The following is a 20967-nucleotide window of genomic DNA, read 5'->3' on the forward strand; positions in this document are numbered from 1 at the left end:
TTGTTCTGCCCGAGGCGACCTGCCACTATGAAACACTGTGTAGACTATCAGGAGCGCCTATGAACGCCCGTCAAAACCCTTTCTTTAGCGTCAGCAGTCTGCCTTATCACACGCCACCGTTTGACCAGATTCAGGAAACGGACTTTTTGCCCGCGCTGCAGGCCGGTATCGAAGAGAAACGTCAGGAAGTCCTGGCCATTGCGACATCCGCTGATGCCCCGACGTTCCAGAATACCTGTGAAGCGCTGGAGAAAAGTGGCCAGCTGCTGACCCGGGTAAGCCTGGTGTTTAATGCCATGACCTCGGCGAATACCAGCCCCTATTTACAACAGATCGATGAAGAGATTACGCCGCAACTGACCGCGCTTAATGATGAGATCATGCTGAATCGTCCGCTGTTTTCACGCATCGATCAGGTCTATGTGCAACGAAACCAGCTGGATGCCGAATCCAGACGTCTGGTAGAAATTCTCTGGCAGCGCTTTCAGCTTGCCGGTGCCAATCTGCCCGAAGCGCAGAAACAGCAACTGAAAACCCTGAATCAGGAGGCGGCGCGGCTCAGTACCCAGTTCACGAATAAGCTGCTGGCGGCCACGAAGGCCGGCGGTCTGGTCGTCGAGGATGTGCAACAGTTAGCCGGTCTGAGCGCGTCCGATCTGGCCGTCGCCAGGGCCGCCGCGAAGGCGCGCGGTCTGGAAAACGCGTGGCTGTTGGTGCTGCAAAACACGACGCAACAGCCCGCGCTGCAATCGCTGACGGTGCGCGCAACGCGCCAGGCCCTGTTTCATGCGGCTCTGACGCGGAGTGAGAAAAACGATGATAACGATACCCGACAGTTAGTGCTTCGGCTGTCACAGGTGCGTGCCGAACAGGCGAGGTTGTTAGGATTCGCCAGTTTTGCGACCTGGCAACTGCAGGATCAGATGGCCAAAACGCCCGAGGCCGCTCTGGCGTTTATGCGTAATATTGTGCCTGCCGCCCGGGCAAGGGCCGAACGCGAAGCCGCGGCGATTCAGCAAACGATCGACAAGCAGCAGGGGGATTTTACCCTCAGCGCCTGGGACTGGAATTTCTACGCCGAGCAGGTCAGGCGAGCGCAGTACGATTTAGATGAGAATCAGATCAAGCCCTATTTTGAGCTCAACACGGTACTGGAACAGGGCGTTTTCTGGGCGGCCACGCAGCTTTATGGTATTACGTTCGCGCAACGTCACGATCTGCCGGTTTACCATTCGGATGTACAGGTGTACGAAATTTTCGATGCTGACGGGAGTGGGCTTGCGCTGTTTTACACGGACTTCTTCAAACGCGACAGTAAAGGCGGTGGCGCCTGGATGAGCAACTTTGTTAATCAGTCCACGCTCCTCGACAGCAAACCCGTGATTTACAACGTCTGCAACTACACCCAACCCGCGGAGGGGGAACCCGCGCTTCTGAGCTGGGATGAGGTGATAACCCTGTTTCATGAGTTCGGGCATACGTTGCACGGCCTGTTTGCCAGCCAGCGTTATCCCAGCCTGTCCGGCACAGCTACGCCACGTGATTTTGTTGAATTCCCTTCACAAATCAACGAGCACTGGGCCAGCGAGCCACAGGTTTTTCGTCATTATGCCCGCCATTACCAGACGGGTGAGCCGATGCCCGCCGAGCTGCATGAAAAAATCATCAGGGCGGGCAAGTTTAATAAAGGCTACGAGATGAGCGAGCTGCTGGCCGCCGCGTTGCTGGACCTACACTGGCACAGCCTGGATGGCGGTCAGCCGGTACAGTCCGTTGACGGATTCGAGCAACAGGCGCTGCGCAGTGATGATCTTGATATGGCGGCCGTCCCGCCGCGCTATCGCTCCAGCTATTTCCAGCACATCTGGGGCGGTGGCTATGCCGCGGGTTATTACGCTTATATCTGGACGCAGATGCTGGCGGATGACGGCTACCAGTGGTTCGTCGAAAACGGCGGACTGACGCGCAAAAATGGCGATATTTTCCGCCAGAAGATCCTGTCTCGCGGCAACAGCAGTGATCTCAAAGCGTTATATGAAGCCTGGCGCGGGGGCGAACCGAAGCTTGAGCCGATGTTAAAAAATCGCGGCCTGGCCGACTGAGCAACAAAGGGCGGAGAATCCGCCCTTTGTTTTTTTACCCCAGCGGACCGCCTTCAATGGTCTCGCACAAGCCCGCCAGTACGCGCTCGCCGGTTTCATTTTTTAATGACTGATACCACTCCGACGTCATCACCGGATCTTTTGCATGCGTGATATCACAACGCTTGCGCGCTTTCAGAACCAGGTCTTTGACACGGTCAACGCGGCGCGCCTGATAACGCAGCAGCGCATCTTCGATGCCAAGCGAATGCGCAGCCAGGGCTGAAGCCAGTACAATGGCATCTTCCATCGCGGCACAGCCGCCCTGACCAATATCCGGCGTGGTGCTGTGCGCGGCATCGCCAAGCAGCACCACCCGGCCTTTCACGAAGCGCTGAAACGGCTCGATATCGTGAATTTCAACCCGGTTGGTGGTGTCCACATCAATGGCCGCAATCAGTTTTTGCACCGGGGCTGCCCAGCCGCTGAAATAGCGGCGCAAATCGTCACGTGCGGTAGTGCGGTCCTGTTCCAGCCCCGCAGGCAGCGGGACATCAAAGAAAAAGTAAAAGCGGTTTCCGCTTACCGGCATTAACGATACGCGCTTGCCATCCCCTACAAAGGTTGTCCACTGGTCCGCAGGCGCGATGGACTCATCAATGTTCACCAGACCGTTCCAGTTCACATAGCCCGCGTAACGGCGTGGCAGCTTTTCCCCCAGCACATAGTCCCGCACAACAGAGTGCGTGCCGTCTGCCGCGACCAGAAAATCGCCTTCAGCCTGGCTGTTGTCTTCGAAGGTGGCGACAACGCCCGTGGCGTGCTGTTCCACCTGCACGATACGTTTACCAAAATGCACTCTGTCGCGGCCGTAGGCATCCAGTAGCATGGCCTGCAACTCGGCGCGGGCAATCGGATAGGGGAATTCACCTACCTGCTGCACCAGCGGCGATAAACTGAACCGTGTCAGGGTTTCACCCGACAATGCATCCTTATAGGCCATAAAGGCCATATTACCGCCCAGCGCGCGGACTTTGTCTTTCAGGCCCAGCGAATTCAGGCATTTCACGCCATTTGGCCAGACCGAAATCGCAGCGCCGACGGGCCGAATGGTTTTTACCGCCTCATAGACTTCCGTCTGAAAACCCTGTTGCTCCAGCGCGAGGGCCGCCGTCATGCCGCCCATTCCGCCACCGATAACGATCGCTTTCATATGTTCTCTCCTTTGCATTGCGTCATATCTTGCAATTTTTGTTCCAGGCGATGAAAAGGCGGCAACCCGCATGAACAAGGCGCAACTCGCTGATATTGAGGAATAATCTTTCCAGCCTGCACGCAAACCGTGCAAAAGGCCGCACCGCGCCAGTGCAGGAATATTCTGTAAACCACATAAACCACGCGCTTTTAAGATGTTGCCTATGAAACATGCAATTCAGAGCGTGATATAGATCACGCCCTACGACAACGACTTCGGAATCTTTCATGAAAATTGGCATCAGCAATACGCACTATCCGGAGCAGCGCAATATCCTGGTGAATCCGGACAATCACTACATCAACCTGAAAAAACGCAATCTGTTTTATTTCCTCAATCCGCTGCGTACACGTTTACTCAAGAAGAATAAACGCTTTGTGTTTGTCCCCGTGCCCTTCGCAATAGGGGAGAAGCCCGATATCCTGCATCTGTTTAATGAAGTCGCCATTACGCCCATGAACTGGGTCGCGACCTTCGAAACTGAGTTGCCGCGTGTTCTACCTGTAGCGGGCGTCGCCAAGCAGGATAATCCTGAACTCAAACAACTGATTCCGTATTTGCTCAAGGATAACTGTTTTGGCCTGATCGCCATTTCCGATGCCACCTTACATATTCAGATGAAGCTGTTTAAACCCGATGTCGCCGCGAAAATTCGCGCAAAAACGTTGGTGATGCATCCACCGCAAACCCTGTTTACGCAACAGAAGCGCCCACGGCAAAGCGATAAACTCCGCCTGGTGTTTGTTGGCAACGAGTTTTACCGTAAAGGCGGCGCAGAAGTCGTGCTGGCCATCAGCGAGCTGATTGAAACGGGACAGATTGATGCTGGCCAACTCGACGTTCAGTTGATTGGTGAGCTGACGAAACGTCATAATGTTGCCCATCGCGCTTTCCAGGATAACGACGCCTTTTATCGGGACATTGAAGATCGCATCAAGCGCCATGCCTGCTTCACGCACCATTCCCGCAAGGATAATCGTGAACTGATGCAGTTGTTCCAGCAAAGCGATGTGGGGTTGCTGCCGACCTGGCAGGAAACCTACGGGTTTTCCGTACTGGAAATGCAGGCCAGCGGCTGTCCGGTATTGACCAGTAACGTTCGTGCGTTGCCTGAAATTAATCCGCCCACCGCCGGTTGGCTGATTGATGGCGAACTCAACGATGACCGCGAATATCAGGTCAACAGCGAAGCCGAGAAACACCGGCTACGTCGGGCATTAATAGACGGCATTAAGACAACCCTGCTGGACATTCTTGCGCAGCCACAGCAGTTAACGGAAAAAGGCGAGGGCGCGATTCTGCGCATCAAGCAGCAGCACGATCCGCGTCAGTATTGCGCCAGACTGAACGATATTTATCGCCGTGGCGTGGTCCAGGCCGTGGAACATCCGCCCGCGCTCTCAATTTAGCAAGATTTACCAGACGTTATGCGTCAGAGTCATCATACTTGTCTGACGCATATCTCTGGAGATCGGTTATGAAAAACTTGTATGCTCTGCTGCTGACCTGCTTCATGGGCAGCAGCGCCCTGGCGCAGCCCGCTCACACGTTTCCCCCTCGCACACCGTTGCCGCAACTCACGCCCGTCGCGGCGAAATGTGATCTCTCCAGCTGTCAGACTCGCTGTTATGTTGAGCAATCTCATTGTAATACGCGAAACTCAAGTGACTGCAGTACTCAGGCACAGCTCTGTGTGCAATCCTGTGCGGCACAGTGTCAATAACCTGTCACCTGAATGAGTACTGATGAAATCTTTTCTCACTGCATTACTGATTGCGTTTACCGCCAGCGCCCAGGCGGCTGACTTGTCGTCTCAGACCATCGCCGAACGGGTAAAAAGCGTGATTGATCCGCTGATGGCGCAGCAGGGCATTCCCGGCATGTCGGTCGGCGTGCTGTATAAAGGTCGCCCTCAGTACATTAACTTTGGTGTGGCCGATACCGCGAGCGAACGCCGGGTGACAGAAAATACGCTGTTCGAACTGGGGTCCGTCAGTAAGACATTCACGGGCGTGCTGGCGGGCGTGCTGATTCGTAACGGTGCGCTGCGTCTGAACGATCCGGTCTCCCGCTACTGGCCCGCGTTAAACGGCCCGCAGTGGCAAAGCCGACGGATGGTCCATCTTGCCACCTACAGCGCAGGCGGACTGCCGTTACATCTGCCCGATGAGGTAACCAGTCAGGATGAACTACTGGCTTACGCGCAGCAGTGGCAACCGGACGCCGCGCCGGGTACACAGCGTCACTATTCTCATGTCAGTATTGGTCTGCTGGGCTATTTGATGGTGAAGGGGGAATTTGAGGAGGCGATGCAAAAGGACGTTATCACGCCGTTGCGGCTGACACGCACCTTTTATACGGTGCCCCCGTCGATGATGTTTGATTACGCCTGGGGTTATCAGGACGGTAAACCGGTACGCGTCTCGCCGGGTATGCTCTCAGCAGAGACCAGCGGCGTGAAGTCCACCGCGCGCGACATGATGGCTTTTATGCAGGCCAATGCGAATCCCAATGGATTGTCGTCCGGGAATACGGCATTGCGAAATGGCATTCTGACCGCGCAGTCTCGTTACCTGCGCGCAGGTGAACGGTATCAGGGGCTGGGGTGGGAAATTTACCCCTGGCCCATTGACAGCCAGACGATCGTTACCGCCAGTGACACTCAGGCCGCGCTGTCCACACAGCCCGCGACCATTCTGAACCCGGCTCAACCCATGGATCGCGCCAGTTGGGTGCATAAAACCGGCTCCACAAAGGGCTTTGGTGCCTATATCGCGTTCGTCCCGCAACAAAACAGCGGGGTAATCCTGCTGGCCAATAAAAACTATCCCAATCCGGAGCGTATCAAAGCGGCGGTTGCCATCATGGCTATGCTGGCATCGGACTGAACTAAAAATGGCCGCACAGGGCGGCCATCATATCGACGGAGATCGATGCGTTACACAGTGCCTGTACCGCCGTCTGAACACCACACCTGACCGGAGGCAAAACTGCACTCATCGGAAGCCAGAGTGACATAGAGCGGTGCGATTTCAACCGGTTGACCGGGACGGCCCAGTGGCGCATCAGCACCAAACTGTTCCACTTTTTCCTGCGGCTGGCCGCCACTGGGCTGCAGCGGTGTCCAGTACGGACCTGGCGCAACGGCATTCACGCGGATGCCTTCCGGCCCCAGCTGTTTTGCCAGCGCTTTGGTAAAGGCCACATTACAGGCTTTGGTCTGCGCATAATCCAGCAGGATATCGCTGGGTTTAAACGCCTGCACAGACGAGGTATTAATAATCGCTGCACCGCGCGGCAGGTGAGCCAGCGCCGCTTTTGTTAACCAGAAGGGCGCGTAAACATTCGTTTTGAAGGTGGCATCGAAATCTTCGGTGCTCAGCGTACGAATGGATTCATTAAACTGCTGGCGTCCGGCATTATTGACCAGAATATCCAGTCCGCCCAGTTTGTCGGCGGCTTCATTCACCAGTTTCTGGCAAAAGGCTTCAGAGCGCAGATCGCCGGGAATGGCGACGGCTTTACGGCCTTCGGCTTCAATCAGTTTAATCACTTCAGCCGCATCGGACTCTTCTTCTGGCAAATAGTTAATTGCCACATCGGCACCTTCACGTGCATAGGCGATGGCCACAGCGCGACCGATACCGGAATCTCCCCCTGTGATCAGGGCTTTACGGCCAGTCAGACGACCGTGACCACGATAGCTGGTTTCACCGTGGTCGGGTGGCGGGTCCATTTCGCTCGCCAGGCCGGGTGCCTGCTGCGGCTGCTGTCTGAACGGCGGCTTCGGGAAACGATCGGGATCGAGAATAGCCTTATTTGACGTTGTCATGCGTAAGCTCCTTAAACAGTCGTGTCAGAGAACTTAAGCCTGGCACAGATGTGATTTTTGTCACATTCAAATGCTTATTATTTGTGCTCAGGCAGTTAAAAAACGGCAAAAAGACGTTTTTAATCCCCTGAATTTACCGATAAGCGCAGCGGAAACAGTGGAATATAGGGCCAGCGGGGCCGCATTCAGGGGCGCAGACCAGCCTGACAGGAAACAGAGAGGGCGTGCACGAAAGGGGAATAGCGCCTAAGTGGCTGAGAAACTAGCAGTTATTACGGGAGAAAATAAGAGATTGTATTAACAGTCATTAAGGGGGAGAATTGCTGCAGATTGAGTAACCGTGAATGTTTGTACAAATGTTTCAAAGATGTTACTATGAGTGTCCCGGCCAGCATCACTTTATATTTTGTGACGTCTGGCCGGACGTTTTCCCTGGTGTTGGCTGTTTTAGCGACCTGGCCGTACAGGTCAGGTTTTTTTTTACCGCTAAACAACTGAAGCCATTGTAACCTCTGAATGATTCATTGTAAGTTACTCTTAAGTATCATCTTACCTGTACTATAGTGCAGGTTAAGTCCACGTTAAGTAAAAGAAGCAGCATGGAGCCTGAATGTTTTCTTTTTTCCTTGAAAATCAAACAATAACGGATACGCTTCAGACTTACATACAGAGAAAGTTATCTCCGCTGGGTAGTCCGGATTACGCTTACACTGTTGTGAGCAAAAAAAATCCTTCAAATGTTCTGATTATTTCCAGTTATCCTGACGAATGGATTAGGTTATACCGCGCTAACAACTTTCAGCTGACCGATCCGGTTATTCTCACGGCCTTTAAACGCACCTCACCGTTTGCCTGGGATGAGAATATTACGCTGATGTCCGACCTGCGGTTCACCAAAATTTTCTCTTTATCCAAGCAATACAACATCGTTAACGGCTTTACCTATGTCCTGCACGACCACATGAACAACCTTGCTCTGTTGTCCGTGATCATTAAAGGCAACGATCAGGCTGCGCTGGAGCAACGCCTTGCTGCCGAACAGGGCACGATGCAGATGCTGCTGATTGATTTTAACGAGCAGATGTACCGCCTGGCCGGTACCGAAGGCGAGCGAGCCCCGGCGTTAAATCAGAGCGCGGACAAAACGATATTTTCCTCGCGTGAAAATGAGGTGTTGTACTGGGCGAGTATGGGCAAAACCTATGCTGAGATAGCCGCTATTACGGGCATTTCTGTGAGTACCGTGAAGTTTCACATCAAGAATGTGGTCGTGAAACTGGGCGTCAGTAACGCCCGACAGGCTATCAGACTGGGTGTAGAACTGGATCTTATCAGACCGGCAGCGTCAGCGGCCAGGTAGTGACTGCGACGGGCGGACAGCCCGTACGTGACACCACATCACCACCGAGTTGCTGCTTGTCATCCTGACCTGCTGGCAGCGTCAGCAAATAGATACGTTCCTTTTCGGTCAGGAAAGCCTCTTTAATGACTTTGATTTGCCAGCCAGAGCGAGTGAGAATTTTCAACATCGCGCGGCTGACAATCGTATAGATATTGCCGTAGGCATTATTTTGCGCCCAGTTCACCATCGCTAAAAACAGGACCTGGCTGATAGGGTAGTGCTCACCTAACAGCGCACGTGCGCGGGCTTTGTCGACAAAAAAACGGCTGGATTCGGTACCATAGGCGGGCAGGGTGACATCACTGAAGCAGTGCTGAAAAGTGTGCGTGATCATGTTGGGACGATCGAGGCTGGTAAAACGTACGCTGCACACTAATTGTCCTTCGCAGATTCCCAGAATATAACGCGTACCGGGCCCATCAAATTCATCGGACTCCATTCCCTGACTGCAAATGACTTCCCATCCCAGACGATCGCTAAATGTTTTCTTGCGAAGTTTATAAAGTTCTTCTGAACGGGTGGTTTGCAGTTCTTCGTAACTGACGTCAAACAGTTCAAGCATTCCATTTCCTCTTAAAAGTTACTGCGGCCCTCGCGGTTATCCTGCACTGATTTTACAAGCTTTTCACTATGACGTTCAGTTAATTAACCATTATTCGAGCGAATGGCGTCGTTTTCTGTCTGTCAATGGGCAGGATAAAGCGTCTCAAGCGGTAAAACTGTCCCTGAAGGGATATTATTTGTCATAACGCGGCAGAACACAATACAAATAGTAACTAAACAATACTATTTCAAAAATGCATATTTTCCCAGTCGGTTTGTGCTAAAGGGGCATTTAACAGATTAATGCCAGATGCGCATCGCTATTTTTCATCCCCGGTTCGCGTAAAATTTTATATTAGAGAGTAATCAATATGTCCTGTATCACAAACCACAGAAAAAACTAAAAATCATAATTTGGCTGTTAATTTCGGTAATTGTTGACCTGGCGCAGTTTACTAATACTTGAGCCGGGCCTGCCTGCGCGTGGGCCAGGGATAGCTGATTAAGACAGGTAATTACCGAATTATAAGGCGAATTATAATGACTATATCCTCTGAGCTTAAAACGAAAGAAAAACTGGGTTACGGCATCGGTGATGCCGCCAGTTCGATGGTATGGCAAACCGCCACCTTATTTCTGGCCTATTTTTACACGGATGTGTTCGGCTTACCGGCCGCGATTATGGGCACCATGTTTTTAGTGGTGCGCCTGGCCGATGCGTTTGTCGATCCCTGTATTGGGGCACTGGTCGATCGTACCCGAACCCGTCATGGCCGTTTTCGCCCGTGGCTCATGTGGTTCGCGATTCCGTTCGGCGTCAGTTGCCTGATCACCTTTTACGTGCCGGATGCCGTCCCGACCGCCAAAATTGTCTATGCCTGCGTCACCTATGCAATTCTCAGTTTTATTTATTCTGCTGTCAATGTGCCTTACTGCGCGATGCCCGGAGCCTTGACCCTGGATCCACGCGAGCGCCATTCGCTGCAATCCTGGCGGTTTGCCTGTGCGTTTATCGGCGGACTGGTGGTCACGGTGATCGGCCTGCCGCTGGTCGAATTGCTGGGGCAGGGAGACAAGGCAAAGGGTTACCTTTACGCCATGGGCCTGATGGGATTTCTGGGCGTGGTGTTAATCTACTGCTGCTTCTTTATGACGCGTGAGCGTTATTTACCCCACAACGATACAGCGGGGTCAATGTGGTCGGATCTCAAGCTGCTCGCTAAAAACAATCAGTGGCGCATCATTATTATTTTTAACATCCTGCTCCTGACCGCCGTCGTGACGCGCGGCTCATCGACTCTGTATTACATGAATTATGTCTTACGGCGACCTGACCTGGTCTTTACTTTTATTGTTACGGGCATGATAGCCGCATTATGCGGTGCATTTTTATCAGAACGTATATTAGGAAAATTCGACCGCATTCGTGCTTATCAGGTCTGTCTTGTCAGTTTTGTTTTCTTTCTGACGGTCATTTATTTAATTCCACCGTCCCAGGTCTGGTTAATCATTGGGTTGAATATTGTTTTTGGCTTTGTTCAGAATCTGACCACGCCTGTTCAATGGAATATGTTTTCTGACGTCGTGGATTATGAAGAACATCGCAGCGGCAGACGTCTCGACGGCCTGGTTTTCTCAACCGCCTTATTTGCCATCAAATTTGGCCTGGCCATGGGCGGTGCCGTCGTGGGCTGGATCCTCGGTCTGGTGCACTACCAACCCGGCGTCGCTGCACAGTCACCCCAGGTCATTACCACCATCAACCTGATGCATAACATCATCCCCGGCGTGCTGTTTATCGCCATGCTGCTTCTGCTTTTTTTCTACCAACTTAACAGCCCGCGAGTCAATGCGATTGCCGAAGCGCTGGCGGCAAAACGCGCCGCAGAAGCCCGACACGATGCTGAAAACACAATTTGATCTCAGCGAAAGGAGAGAAACATGACCGAGATGTATAAGGATCCTCATCAGCCCATTGACGTACGCGTAGACGATCTGTTGTCGCGCATGACGGCCGAAGAGAAGTTCGCCCAGATGCACGCCTACTGGCTCATCCTGGATGAACAGGGCAATCATCAGCCGCGAAGCGATTTGAGCGATGACTTCACGGGCGTCAGCGAACACACCATCCTGAAGGCGCGGTTAACGCACGGCGTCGGTCAGATTACCCGTCCTTTGGGCACGCACATTGTTGATGCCGTCACTGGCGTGCGTGCCGCGAACCGTTTACAACGCGACCTGGTTGAAGGCTCGCGCCTTGGCATCCCGGCCCTGTTTCATGAGGAGTGCCTCGTGGGTTTACTCTGCAAAGGCGCTACGCTCTTTCCGTCCTCGCTTAACTACGGTTCTACCTGGGATGCCGGGCTGGTGAAACGGGCGGCACAGCATATCGGTGCCGAAGCGCGTTCCGTTGGCTGTAAGCAGGGGCTGGCTCCGGTACTGGATGTGTCACGGGATGTCCGCTGGGGCAGAACGGAAGAAACCTTTGGAGAAGATCCCTGGCTGGTGGGCGTGATGGCAACGGCCTATGTCGAAGGTTTACAGGGCGAGCGGCGCGATCTGCTGGCTACGCTCAAACACTATGCAGGCCATTCATTTAGCGAAGGTGCGCGCAATCATGCGCCTGTCCATCTCGGTTTTTGCGAACTGAACGACACGTTCCTGCTGCCGTTCGAAATGGCCGTAAAGCTGGCTAATGCCGGCTCGGTCATGCCCGCTTACCATGACATCGATAATCAACCCAGCCACAGCGATCGTTTTTTACTGACCGACGTGCTTCGGGAGCAGTGGGGATTCGATGGCCTTATCGTGGCGGACTATGGTGGCGTCAGTTTGCTACATCAGCATCACGGCATTTCGCAGGATGCGGCGGAGTCGGCGGCACTGGCGTTTAATGCCGGTCTGGATGTCGAACTGCCTAAGGATGACTGCGCGCGTCATCTGGCCGAGGCGGTATCCCGTCAACTGCTGTCGATGGAGACGATTGACCGTATTGTCAGCCGTATCCTGACAGAAAAATTTCGCCTGGGGTTATTCGACGATCCGTACATCCGTGAAGCGGACATTTGTCTTCAGCACGAGGAAACCCGTCAGGTAGCGCGTACGGTCGCAACACAGTCAATTACGCTGCTGGAAAATAACGGGATTCTGCCGCTGAAAACCGGCGCGCGCGTGGCGGTAGTCGGGCCCTGTGCTGACGATCCGCTGGCTTTGCTGAGCGGCTACAGTTTTCCGGTTCACCTGATCATCAGCGATATGCTGGAAGAAACATCGCAGGTCACCACGCCGCTGGCCGCACTGCAACACTATCTGGGTGAGCAGCAGGTCCGCTATGCCAAAGGGTGCCATATCATTGAAACCCGCACCGCCGGTGCGCCGGTTTTCCCGGGGGACAGCGGGGCGAAACCAATGCAGCAGTCGCCGGTGTCTCAGGATACCGGGTTGATTGACGAGGCGGTTGAGGTTGCCCGACAAAGCGATGTCGTGATTGCCTGCGTGGGGGATCTGGCGGGGCTGTTTCAAAGCGGCACCGTAGGCGAAGGATCGGATACCGACAGCCTGACTCTGCCCGGCGTTCAGCAGCCGCTGCTGGAGGCGCTGGCCGCCACAGGTAAGCCCCTGATTGTGGTGATGACGGGTGGGCGACCTTACAACCTGCAAGGAATGGAGGAGCGCGTCGCGGCCTTTATGCTCGCCTGGGCGCCGGGCCAGGAAGGCGGCTGGGCGATTGCCGATGTGCTGACGGGGCGGGCAGAACCGCAGGGGCGACTGGTGGTCAGTATCCCGAAAAACGTCGGCGCGATGCCGTTCTATTACAACCACAAACTGAAAAGCGGTGGAACGCCCATCGCGTTTCATTTTGGCGCACGCTATCCGTTTGGCTTCGGTCTGGGCTGGACGACGTTCGACTGGGGCGCGCCTCAGCCTGAACAGGATCAGGTCGCGATCGATGGCGAGATCCGCCTGCGGATCACCGTGACCAATCGGGGGGAACGGCAGGGCAGCGAAGTGGTCCAGCTCTATGTTCGTGACCGAATCGCCAGCCTTGTACGCCCGCTTCAGGAACTGAAAGCGTTTCAGCGCGTCACGCTGGCGCCAGGCGCGTCAGCCGAACTGTGCTTTACGCTTCCTGTCGATATGCTCAACTTTACCCGTGGCGATGGTAAACGTATTGTCGAACCGGGTGAGTTCGAGTTGCAGACAGGTTCCTCGTGCCGTGATATTCATGGCGTCAGCACCGTAACGGTAACGGGAGAAACGCGTGTGCTGCCGACACACTGGCGGATGTTAAGCACCTGCTCGGTCAACGTTGCCGACTGAGGCCTTCGCCTGCCCATTAAGCGGATGGGCAGGCGAGTTTAGGTGTGCTCGCACAACGTTTTCGTCAGGTAATGACGCTGCATACCGGCTTCGGGAAAATCCGGCAGCGACATTTTCAGGACATAGCCCTGTTTCTGGTAAAAGGGCAGGGCCTGAAAGCTAAAGGTATCCACTTGTGCGCTGTGGCAGCCTCTGGCCACAGCCGCCTGTTCCGCAGCACGAATCAGCTCACCGCCCAGGCCCGCACCACGTTGGGCTTCACTGACCCACAGGTAATCAATACACAGCCAGCAGCCTTTAATGCTGCCAGCCAGCCCGCCTTGTAACGGCCCCTGATCGTGACGACACATGACCGACAGCGGTCCCCATAACGCCGTGTCAATAAACTGATGATTCCAGGCACGCAGCCCGGTAAAGAGATCCTGCTTGTCCTGCTCACTCAGCGTGTGAGTCACGGTCAGCGAAAAAGTGGTGTTAACGGGTCTGCTCATTTTTTGTCCTTATATCCCCTGTAAGGGATAATATTGCCGTTATCAAAAGGGGCATCTACGCTATACATATCCCCTTCAAGGGATAAATTCTGATGAATGATGGAGCGCGCAAGATGATTTACAGTCCCCGGCAGTTAGCCAATCAGCTGAAACGCCTGCGCCAGCAGCAGGGCTGGACCCAAACCGACCTGGCCAAACGCGTGGGCCTGAAACAGGCAACGCTGTCTCATTTTGAAAATTATCCTGAGTCTACCTCACTGGAAACGCTGTTTAAAATTTTGCAGGCGCTGGATATTGCTCTGGCGCTGCAGATCAAAACGCCCCCGACCACGCTAGCGGAGGATGCCTGGTAATGGCAAAACTCATCGCCTGGATGAACGGTGAGCGGGTCGGAACGTTAATGCAGCATCATGACGGGACGCTGAGCTTCCAGTACGCTGCCAGCTGGCTTCAGCATCCGCTCACCCGGCCTCTCTCACTGTCACTGCCGCTGCAACGTGCCGCCCACCACTCAGTCAGGGTGAGCTATTTCTTCGAAAACCTACCAAACCCCATCCCATTGACAGAAAAGGAAAAGAACCAGGCTTTCCAGACAAAATCCTGTGGGGTTTTCGCCGTATTGCAAAAAGTGGGATACCGGTTACCGGGTGCACTTATCATGCTGCCGGTAAACCAGCAGCCCGTTGAGCTGGATGACGAATCCATAATGTCCGATATGGCCAGCGCACATGCCGACAGCGACAACGCCTTTCTGTGTCTTGCGCTGGCGCGTGAATTGGGCCTGCCTGTACCGGATGCCAGGCCGCTTCGCCAGGAAGGCGGGGGCTGGCAATTGTGCATCACGCGTGACGACCGTCGCTGGAATGCGGACCGGACGCAGTGCTACCGCCTTCCCACCGAAAACCTGTGCCAGGCGCTGGGATTCCCGCCCGCATGCAGTCATGAACAATCGGGCGGTCCGGGCCTTGAGGCACTGATGGGATTACTGATGGGATCGCGCAGCGCGCTTACCGATCGCGAAGCGATAATGCGTTGCCTGGTATTTCAGTGGTTAACAGGCATCACCAGTCTGGATGCCCGACATATCAGATTGTTCATCGAGCGCGAGGGGAGTTTTCGGCTGGCACCGTTTCGTTGTCTGGTCTCCGCTTGGCCCGCGCGCTCTCAGCGCAAAATGGACCGCGATGACATCCAGTTACCTCTTGGTGTCACTGGCCCGGCGGGCAAGCTGCATCGCATCACGCAGATCGCGCCCTCACACTTTCTGGCCAGTGCCCGCAGCGTGCGGTTCAGTGAGGAGCAGATGCACGCTATCCTGAATGGCTTTGTGTCTGCTTTACCGGCTGCGATGATCCGGGTACGTGACAGCCTGCCAGAAGAGGTTTCTCTGGTGGTGGCCGATGCGATTTTCAGCCATTCATTGCTGATGCTCGAACAGGTCCGTTCGCTGACCTGAAGGGATCATGACGTTTCCGGCTGGTAAATCAGATGTCCCGCCACGCCGCCTTTGCCCCCATCTTTGGGATGGTTCATGCCATCCGTCACGGGAACGGAGGCGAAATCAAAAGGGGAAACGCCTGTCAGGCACGCCGCGTTAACCCCGAACTGTTCGGGATTAGAGCGGCTCTGGTGGAAGGTGTAAATACCACAAACCGAGCAGAAATAATGCACCGCCTGTCCGGAATTAAAGCGGTATTCACTCAGCGCCGCTTTCCCTTTGTGGATCGTCAGCCCCGAAGCAGGGGCAAACACCACCACGGCACCGCGCATCCGGCAAAATGAACAGTTACAGCGTCGGGCCGTATTCAGTCCATCCAGCAGTTCAACAGTAAACGCAACCGCACCACAGTGGCACTGTCCTGAAGTGATTTCTGTCATCGCTTGCTCCTTTTTCATCCTGTCACGTTTCGCAGCGTGACAGAGGTGAGGGGTTAATGGCATAAAGACGAAAGGGAATTCAGCCAGGATATTGTGAATGCTTAACGTAAAAGACACCAGCATGACGCCGGAAGAGTGCAGACATTTTCTCACGCAGCACATGTTTGGAACGCTGGTGAGCAGCGATCTGCAAATCAGCCATATTCCGTTTTGCTTCAACGGTGAAAACGTTCTTGAAACACATCTGGCACGCAATAATCCGCAACGGGTTGCGCTGGCGCAGCAGCCGTGCCTGCTGAGCGTTCTGGGTCCGCATGCCTTTATCAGTACGGATTACTATCTGGCGTCACCTGCCGTTCCAACCTGGAACTATGCCGCCGTCAGCGTGAAAGGCATCAGCAGGCTGATGACGCAGGCGGAACTGGGCCAGTCGCTGGACAGAATGTTAGCCGCGTTTCAACCGGGCCTGAGGCAGGATAAACAACGGCTTCCCGATGATTATCAACAAAAACTGATGCAGGGCATCACCGGTGTCAGGATAGAGATTAGCCACATCAGCGGCACGCTGAAGCTTGGGCAGCATCGCCGTCCACCCGAACAGCTTAATGTTTTCCAGCAACTGGCTGCCCAGGGCGGTGCGTATGCGGATTATGCGCGCTTTGCTCAGGACTGGCTGAGCCGCTTCCGGCCAGACGTACTGACCCGTCACCACGGCGCGTAAAGGCTGAGGAGAGAATAAACCAGGCAGCGTCACATGAAGAGGCTGCCCGGGTACGTCAATCAAAACTCTTTTTGCCCACCCAGCTCAATGACGCGGTTTGGCGGGATCATAAACTGTTCATGGGCACGTAACGCATTGCGCTGGAAGAAATGGAAGATGGCACCACGGGCATGTGCCAGACCGCGTCGTTTCTTCATCACCAGCGTGTCGTGAGAGGTGAAAAACGACGCCTCATTTAACGTACAGCCAAATCCTTCCAGCCCGCACAGGTGCAACACATCTTTCATGGAAGGCCGTTCATGCCAGCCGTATTCGGCCGTCACCTGCCAGAAGGACGGCGAAAGCTGACGTAGCGCGATGCGCTTCTGGTTATGAACACGCGGCAGGTCAACCGTTTTGATATGCAGAAGAACCGTCCGCTCATGCAGCACCCGGTTGTGTTTCAGGTTATGCAGCAGCGCCTGCGGAATTTCATACTCTTTGCGGGTCAGAAAAATTGCCGTACCGCCAACCCGCATCGGGGGCGAAGCCTCCAGCGAGCTAATCAGGGCTTTTAACCTGACGGGATCGTCAGTCAGACGACGAATGAGCCTTGAACGCTCTCCGCTCCAAATCAGCATCAGCATCAGCATCGTCATCGCCAGCAACACGGGAACCCAGCCGCCCGACAGCAGTTTCATCAGGTTGGAAATAAACAACGGAACGTCGATCGCCAACATGCAGAGCAGGAAAACCAGCGCCACGGGCAGCGGCCATTTCCAGTTTTTAAAGGCGACGATACCGGCCAGGCAGGCTGTCAGAACCATGGTGCCGGTCACCACGATACCGTACGCCGAAGAGAGTGCCGAGGACTGACGGAAGGCCAGGATGACGACGGTCACCGCACCGAAAAGTAACCAGTTCACTACCGGAATGTAGATTTGTCCCGATTCGGTTGCCGAGGTGAAAATGACGCGCATCGGCGGCAAAAAGCCCTGACGAATTGCCTGATGTGTCAGGGTATAAACCCCACTAATGATCGCCTGAGCCGCAATAACGGTGGCCAGCGTCGACAGGATGATTAACGGAATCTGCGCCCAGACCGGGGCCAGGATATAAAATGGGTTTTGTATCGCGGCAGGACTGGCCAGCACCAGCGCCCCCTGACCGAAATAGTTCAGCACCAGAGCAGGCAGGGCAATGATCAGCCACGCCAGCCTGATGGGGGTTTTCCCCAAATGTCCCATGTCAGCATACAGGGCCTCCGCACCGGTCACCGCCAGTACCACCATGCCCAAAGCTGCGAAAGAGAGGGCTTCATGATTCAGCAGAAATTTCAGCGCAAATGCCGGGTTGAGCGCATGAAGAACATGGGGATTCATCAGAATTCCGTGCACGCCCAGTATCGCCAGGGTGATAAACCACACCAGCATAATCGGCCCAAAGACGCGGCTGACCCGTTCAGTGCCGTGTTTTTGAATCACAAATAACAGAGTCAGAATCACCACAGCCAGCGGCACGATATAGCGATCCAGCGCGGGTGCAACAACCTCGATCCCCTCAACGGCAGACAGCACTGAGATGGCCGGCGTGATAATGCCGTCGCCGTAAAAAAAGGCGCCGCCCGTCAAACCGGCAAGCACAATGACGCGGCTGAGCGTGGCGCCAACATTTTGCCGGGCCAGCGACATTAAGGTCAGTATTCCCCCTTCGCCATCGTGATCGGCGCGCATGATGAACATGACATATTTTACCGTCACAATCAGCATCAGTCCCCAGAAGATCAGCGACAGAAAGCCCATCACGGCTTCTTCGGTGACCGCGCCAGAAGGAAGGATAGAAAGACACTCTTTTAAGGTATAAAGCGGGCTGGTACCGATATCACCAAATACGATCCCTGCTGCTGCCAGCATACCGGCTGGAAGGGATTGCTTTTCAGACTGGGCCATTTAATGTCCTGTTGTATTTCACGTCATCATAAGCTTCAAACCGACAGTTACACCGGTTGACGCTGAGCATGACATTACGCGTTTTGCTGTGAATTAGGGAGTAGCTGGTGATGTTATGTACTGCATTTTTACAGCTTTACGCTTTATTTTTACGGCATTTTTATACAACTGTCGATTTATCCGGCAGTGAGGCCTGACGCTGACCCTTTACCGCTACCGTTTCCCCCTGACGCGTGATTCGCCTGCCAGGTCAACACACGCGGATAAGGTCTCATCTCAACGCTGCCTCCCTCGTAACAGCATGCGGACGCGTCCGAGCACGCTCAGAACAGTTCCTCAAAGTGTAATCAGCCCGTACAGGAAACACCACGCAGCCTCTGCCGTTTTAAAAAAATATTTTTTAATAGTCCTTATTTATGATTAATGCGGCAGGCGATTTTTTAAGGCTAATTAATTTCAAAAAATAAAAGACAAATACGGTGTCGTGGGCAGGGGATGAAGACGATTTTGCGCTGTCTTTAGCCAACTTTTACTGATTAATGTCGTGCGTCGTTTTAAATAAGGTTGGATAAACGATGGCTGAAAATAAATTTCGTTTATTTTTAATCATTATCACTTCTTCTTTTTATTTTTCATTTCTGCCTTTAATAGTCAAACTCTCATTCAGCGGGCTAATCTGTTTTTATGAAAATAAACGTTTTGTCCTGATATCGTTGCGACACAGCACCATCTGACATTAATGCTAATGCCTGAAGCGTCGATATATTTATTGCTGGCGTTATTCAGCATTACTTACAGAATTACCGTCTTAATATTCGGGGTTTTAATATGACTATTACACAGCGACTTTTCCTGACGTTTTCTCTACTCTCCGCCGCCATGGTCGCGATGGTAGTGATCGTCATCATGGTGTTAGCAGGCTTTCAGTCGCGTTTTCAGTACGTGCAAGACAACACGCTACCTTCAATTGTAGACCTTGATAAAATGGTCAACGGCAGTAATCGGGTTAACGTATCGCTTTACCGCCACCAGAGTGCCAAAGATTCGGCTAAGCAGGTTGAGTTCGAAAAAGAAATCGCTGCGAAGATGGATACGCTGAAAGGCCTGACCCTGTTCTATTTAAAAAATGAAATTACCAACGATCAGGATAAGCAGTTAAGTGAACATGCGCTGGCACTGATTAAACAGATCCAGACGCGCTTACCTGCCTTCCTTGAATACTCGCGTTCGCATGATGACGCTCATTCTCTTTCCGCCTTGCAAGGCCCGGACGGTGTGGGGCAGTCTATCCGTGATCTTATTGAGAGTTATCAAAACCAACTGCAGTTTAATGTGCAGGTGGGCGCGGCTTTTCAAAAAGAGAATAACCGCGTTTATCATCAAACCTTATGGGCCTTAATCGCCGGTTCCAGCGTCATTATCCTGATATTGGGCGCGTTATCTGTTCGTACTATATTAAGCATTCGTCGCCATCTGAATGGTATGCGCACAACCATGGAGCACGCCAGCGAGCGGCTTGATTTAACGCTGCGTGCCGATGACGCACGTAAAGATGAAATCGGGTTAACGGCAAAAGCATTTAATGCTTTGGTGGAGAATGTGGCGCAGTCTTTGTCTGCCGTCGAACGGTCCGCCCACTCGGTCAGCACGGCCTCGTCGCAAATTTCAGCCGGTAACGAAGATCTCTCCTCACGAACCGAACAGCAGGCCGCGTCGCTTGAGGAAACGGCGGCCAGCATGTCTGAACTGAGCGAAACGGTTCGTCAGACGGCTGAAAATACCCGTCTTGCCAGCCAGTTGTCTAAAAACGCGCGTGAGATATCCAGTGACAGCTCTGACAAAGTGCACACCATGTTAGGCACCATGACCGATATTAAACAGAGTTCGGAGAAAATCACCGCCATCATCGCGCTGATTGAAGGTGTGGCGTTTCAGACCAATATCCTGGCACTCAACGCCGCCGTTGAGGCCGCCCGTGCCGGCGAGCAGGGGCGTGGCTTTGCCGTGGTGGCCGGTGAAGTGCGTAATCTTGCCCAACGCTCGTCGGCCTCCGCACGGGAGATTAAAGATCTGATCGAATCGTCGATGCGTTATGTGGCAACGGGCGTCAGCCAGGCAGAGCAGGTCGGGGAAAATATGGGGCGCATGAATGATGCAATTCGCCAGGTCACCGATCTGGTTGATGAGATTGCCATTGCGTCTCAGGAGCAGTCGCTGGGCATCAGTCAGGTCCATCAGGCTGTGCATCAGATGGATGACGTTACGCAACAGAACGCCGCGCTGGTGCAGGAAGCGTCATCAGCATCGCGCTCGCTGATGGATCAGGCAGGCGCACTGAATGATCTTGTTGCCGCCTTCGTGCTGACCGAGGCTCCCGCTGTACAGGCGCGCACGGTGGCGCCGCTCAAACCCGCCTTCGCGATGGCGACCGCATCGGCATCAAATCAGGACGCAAACTGGCAACATTTCTGATATGTCGGTGACACGCAGTGGCAGTCCTGTCACTGCGTGTCGGG

16 protein-coding genes are annotated in these 20967 nt (G+C 53.8%); 10 read left to right on the forward strand and 6 right to left on the reverse strand.

Annotated features, from left to right (window positions below):
• Nucleotides 1-59: 59 nt before the first annotated feature.
• Nucleotides 60-2102: a peptidyl-dipeptidase Dcp gene (gene dcp / locus C7433_RS01545; protein WP_039340294.1), complete on the forward strand. Its 2043-nt coding sequence runs from the start codon at nucleotides 60-62 to the stop codon at nucleotides 2100-2102.
• A gap of 34 nt (nucleotides 2103-2136) precedes the next feature.
• On the opposite strand, the gene hpxO is transcribed toward dcp, so the two are convergent.
• Nucleotides 2137-3294, reverse strand: a complete 1158-nt coding sequence (hpxO, locus tag C7433_RS01550) for an FAD-dependent urate hydroxylase HpxO (RefSeq protein WP_058708123.1) — start codon at nucleotides 3292-3294, stop codon at nucleotides 2137-2139.
• 269 nt (nucleotides 3295-3563) lie between these two features.
• Here hpxO and C7433_RS01555 point away from each other — a divergent pair, with 269 nt between their 5' ends.
• On the forward strand, nucleotides 3564-4745 hold the full coding sequence (locus tag C7433_RS01555) for a glycosyltransferase family 4 protein (RefSeq protein ID WP_058708124.1): 1182 nt from the start codon (nucleotides 3564-3566) through the stop codon (nucleotides 4743-4745).
• A 336-nt stretch (nucleotides 4746-5081) separates the two neighbouring features.
• Nucleotides 5082-6224, forward strand: a complete 1143-nt coding sequence (gene ampC, locus C7433_RS01565; protein WP_110267479.1) for a class C beta-lactamase — start codon at nucleotides 5082-5084, stop codon at nucleotides 6222-6224.
• A gap of 50 nt (nucleotides 6225-6274) precedes the next feature.
• On the opposite strand, the gene C7433_RS01570 is transcribed toward ampC, so the two are convergent.
• Nucleotides 6275-7168 (reverse strand): SDR family oxidoreductase, encoded by an 894-nt coding sequence (locus C7433_RS01570; protein ID WP_033741719.1) that lies wholly within the window; start codon nucleotides 7166-7168, stop codon nucleotides 6275-6277.
• 610 nt (nucleotides 7169-7778) lie between these two features.
• Between C7433_RS01570 and C7433_RS01575 the strand changes: the two genes are divergently transcribed.
• Nucleotides 7779-8528: a LuxR family transcriptional regulator gene (locus C7433_RS01575; RefSeq protein ID WP_039340302.1), complete on the forward strand. Its 750-nt coding sequence runs from the start codon at nucleotides 7779-7781 to the stop codon at nucleotides 8526-8528.
• On the opposite strand, the gene C7433_RS01580 is transcribed toward C7433_RS01575, so the two are convergent.
• Nucleotides 8500-9132, reverse strand: a complete 633-nt coding sequence (locus tag C7433_RS01580; RefSeq protein WP_006119202.1) for an acyl-homoserine-lactone synthase — start codon at nucleotides 9130-9132, stop codon at nucleotides 8500-8502. The two genes, C7433_RS01575 and C7433_RS01580, sit on opposite strands and share 29 nt — an antisense overlap.
• A gap of 521 nt (nucleotides 9133-9653) precedes the next feature.
• On the opposite strand from C7433_RS01580, the gene C7433_RS01585 reads away from it, so the two are divergent.
• Both C7433_RS01585 and C7433_RS01590 read left to right on the forward strand, forming a co-directional pair.
• Nucleotides 9654-11033, forward strand: coding sequence for an MFS transporter (locus tag C7433_RS01585; RefSeq protein WP_110267480.1), 1380 nt, complete (start codon nucleotides 9654-9656; stop codon nucleotides 11031-11033).
• A 21-nt stretch (nucleotides 11034-11054) separates the two neighbouring features.
• The gene (locus tag C7433_RS01590) at nucleotides 11055-13433 is read left to right on the forward strand and encodes a glycoside hydrolase family 3 N-terminal domain-containing protein (protein WP_110267481.1); all 2379 of its coding nucleotides are present in this window, start codon (nucleotides 11055-11057) and stop codon (nucleotides 13431-13433) included.
• Between the two features lie 38 nt (nucleotides 13434-13471).
• Here C7433_RS01590 and C7433_RS01595 read toward each other — a convergent pair whose 3' ends face one another.
• On the reverse strand, nucleotides 13472-13924 hold the full coding sequence (locus C7433_RS01595) for a GNAT family N-acetyltransferase (RefSeq protein WP_110267482.1): 453 nt from the start codon (nucleotides 13922-13924) through the stop codon (nucleotides 13472-13474).
• 113 nt (nucleotides 13925-14037) lie between these two features.
• On the opposite strand from C7433_RS01595, the gene hipB reads away from it, so the two are divergent.
• Both hipB and C7433_RS01605 read left to right on the forward strand, forming a co-directional pair.
• On the forward strand, nucleotides 14038-14277 hold the full coding sequence (gene hipB / locus C7433_RS01600) for a type II toxin-antitoxin system antitoxin HipB (protein WP_006119197.1): 240 nt from the start codon (nucleotides 14038-14040) through the stop codon (nucleotides 14275-14277).
• A complete protein-coding gene (locus C7433_RS01605; protein WP_110267483.1) occupies nucleotides 14277-15380 on the forward strand; it encodes a HipA domain-containing protein in 1104 nt (367 codons plus the stop codon). The genes hipB and C7433_RS01605 overlap by 1 nt, the downstream gene beginning before the upstream one ends.
• 5 nt (nucleotides 15381-15385) lie before the next feature.
• Here the strand turns inward: C7433_RS01605 and C7433_RS01610 are convergent, their stop codons facing one another.
• Complete coding sequence (locus C7433_RS01610; protein WP_006119187.1) at nucleotides 15386-15802, reverse strand: GFA family protein; 417 nt, start codon at nucleotides 15800-15802, stop codon at nucleotides 15386-15388.
• 97 nt (nucleotides 15803-15899) lie between these two features.
• On the opposite strand from C7433_RS01610, the gene C7433_RS01615 reads away from it, so the two are divergent.
• Nucleotides 15900-16523, forward strand: coding sequence for an FMN-binding negative transcriptional regulator (locus tag C7433_RS01615; RefSeq protein WP_054633744.1), 624 nt, complete (start codon nucleotides 15900-15902; stop codon nucleotides 16521-16523).
• A gap of 59 nt (nucleotides 16524-16582) precedes the next feature.
• Here C7433_RS01615 and kup read toward each other — a convergent pair whose 3' ends face one another.
• Nucleotides 16583-18451 (reverse strand): low affinity potassium transporter Kup, encoded by a 1869-nt coding sequence (gene kup / locus C7433_RS01620; protein ID WP_033741705.1) that lies wholly within the window; start codon nucleotides 18449-18451, stop codon nucleotides 16583-16585.
• Nucleotides 18452-19279: 828 nt separating this feature from the next.
• On the opposite strand from kup, the gene C7433_RS01625 reads away from it, so the two are divergent.
• Nucleotides 19280-20923, forward strand: a complete 1644-nt coding sequence (locus C7433_RS01625) for a methyl-accepting chemotaxis protein (protein ID WP_110267484.1) — start codon at nucleotides 19280-19282, stop codon at nucleotides 20921-20923.
• Nucleotides 20924-20967 lie beyond the last annotated feature (44 nt).

The sequence above is a fragment of the Pantoea sp. PNA 03-3 genome (assembly GCF_003201175.1).
GTDB classification, from domain to species: domain Bacteria; phylum Pseudomonadota; class Gammaproteobacteria; order Enterobacterales; family Enterobacteriaceae; genus Pantoea; species Pantoea stewartii.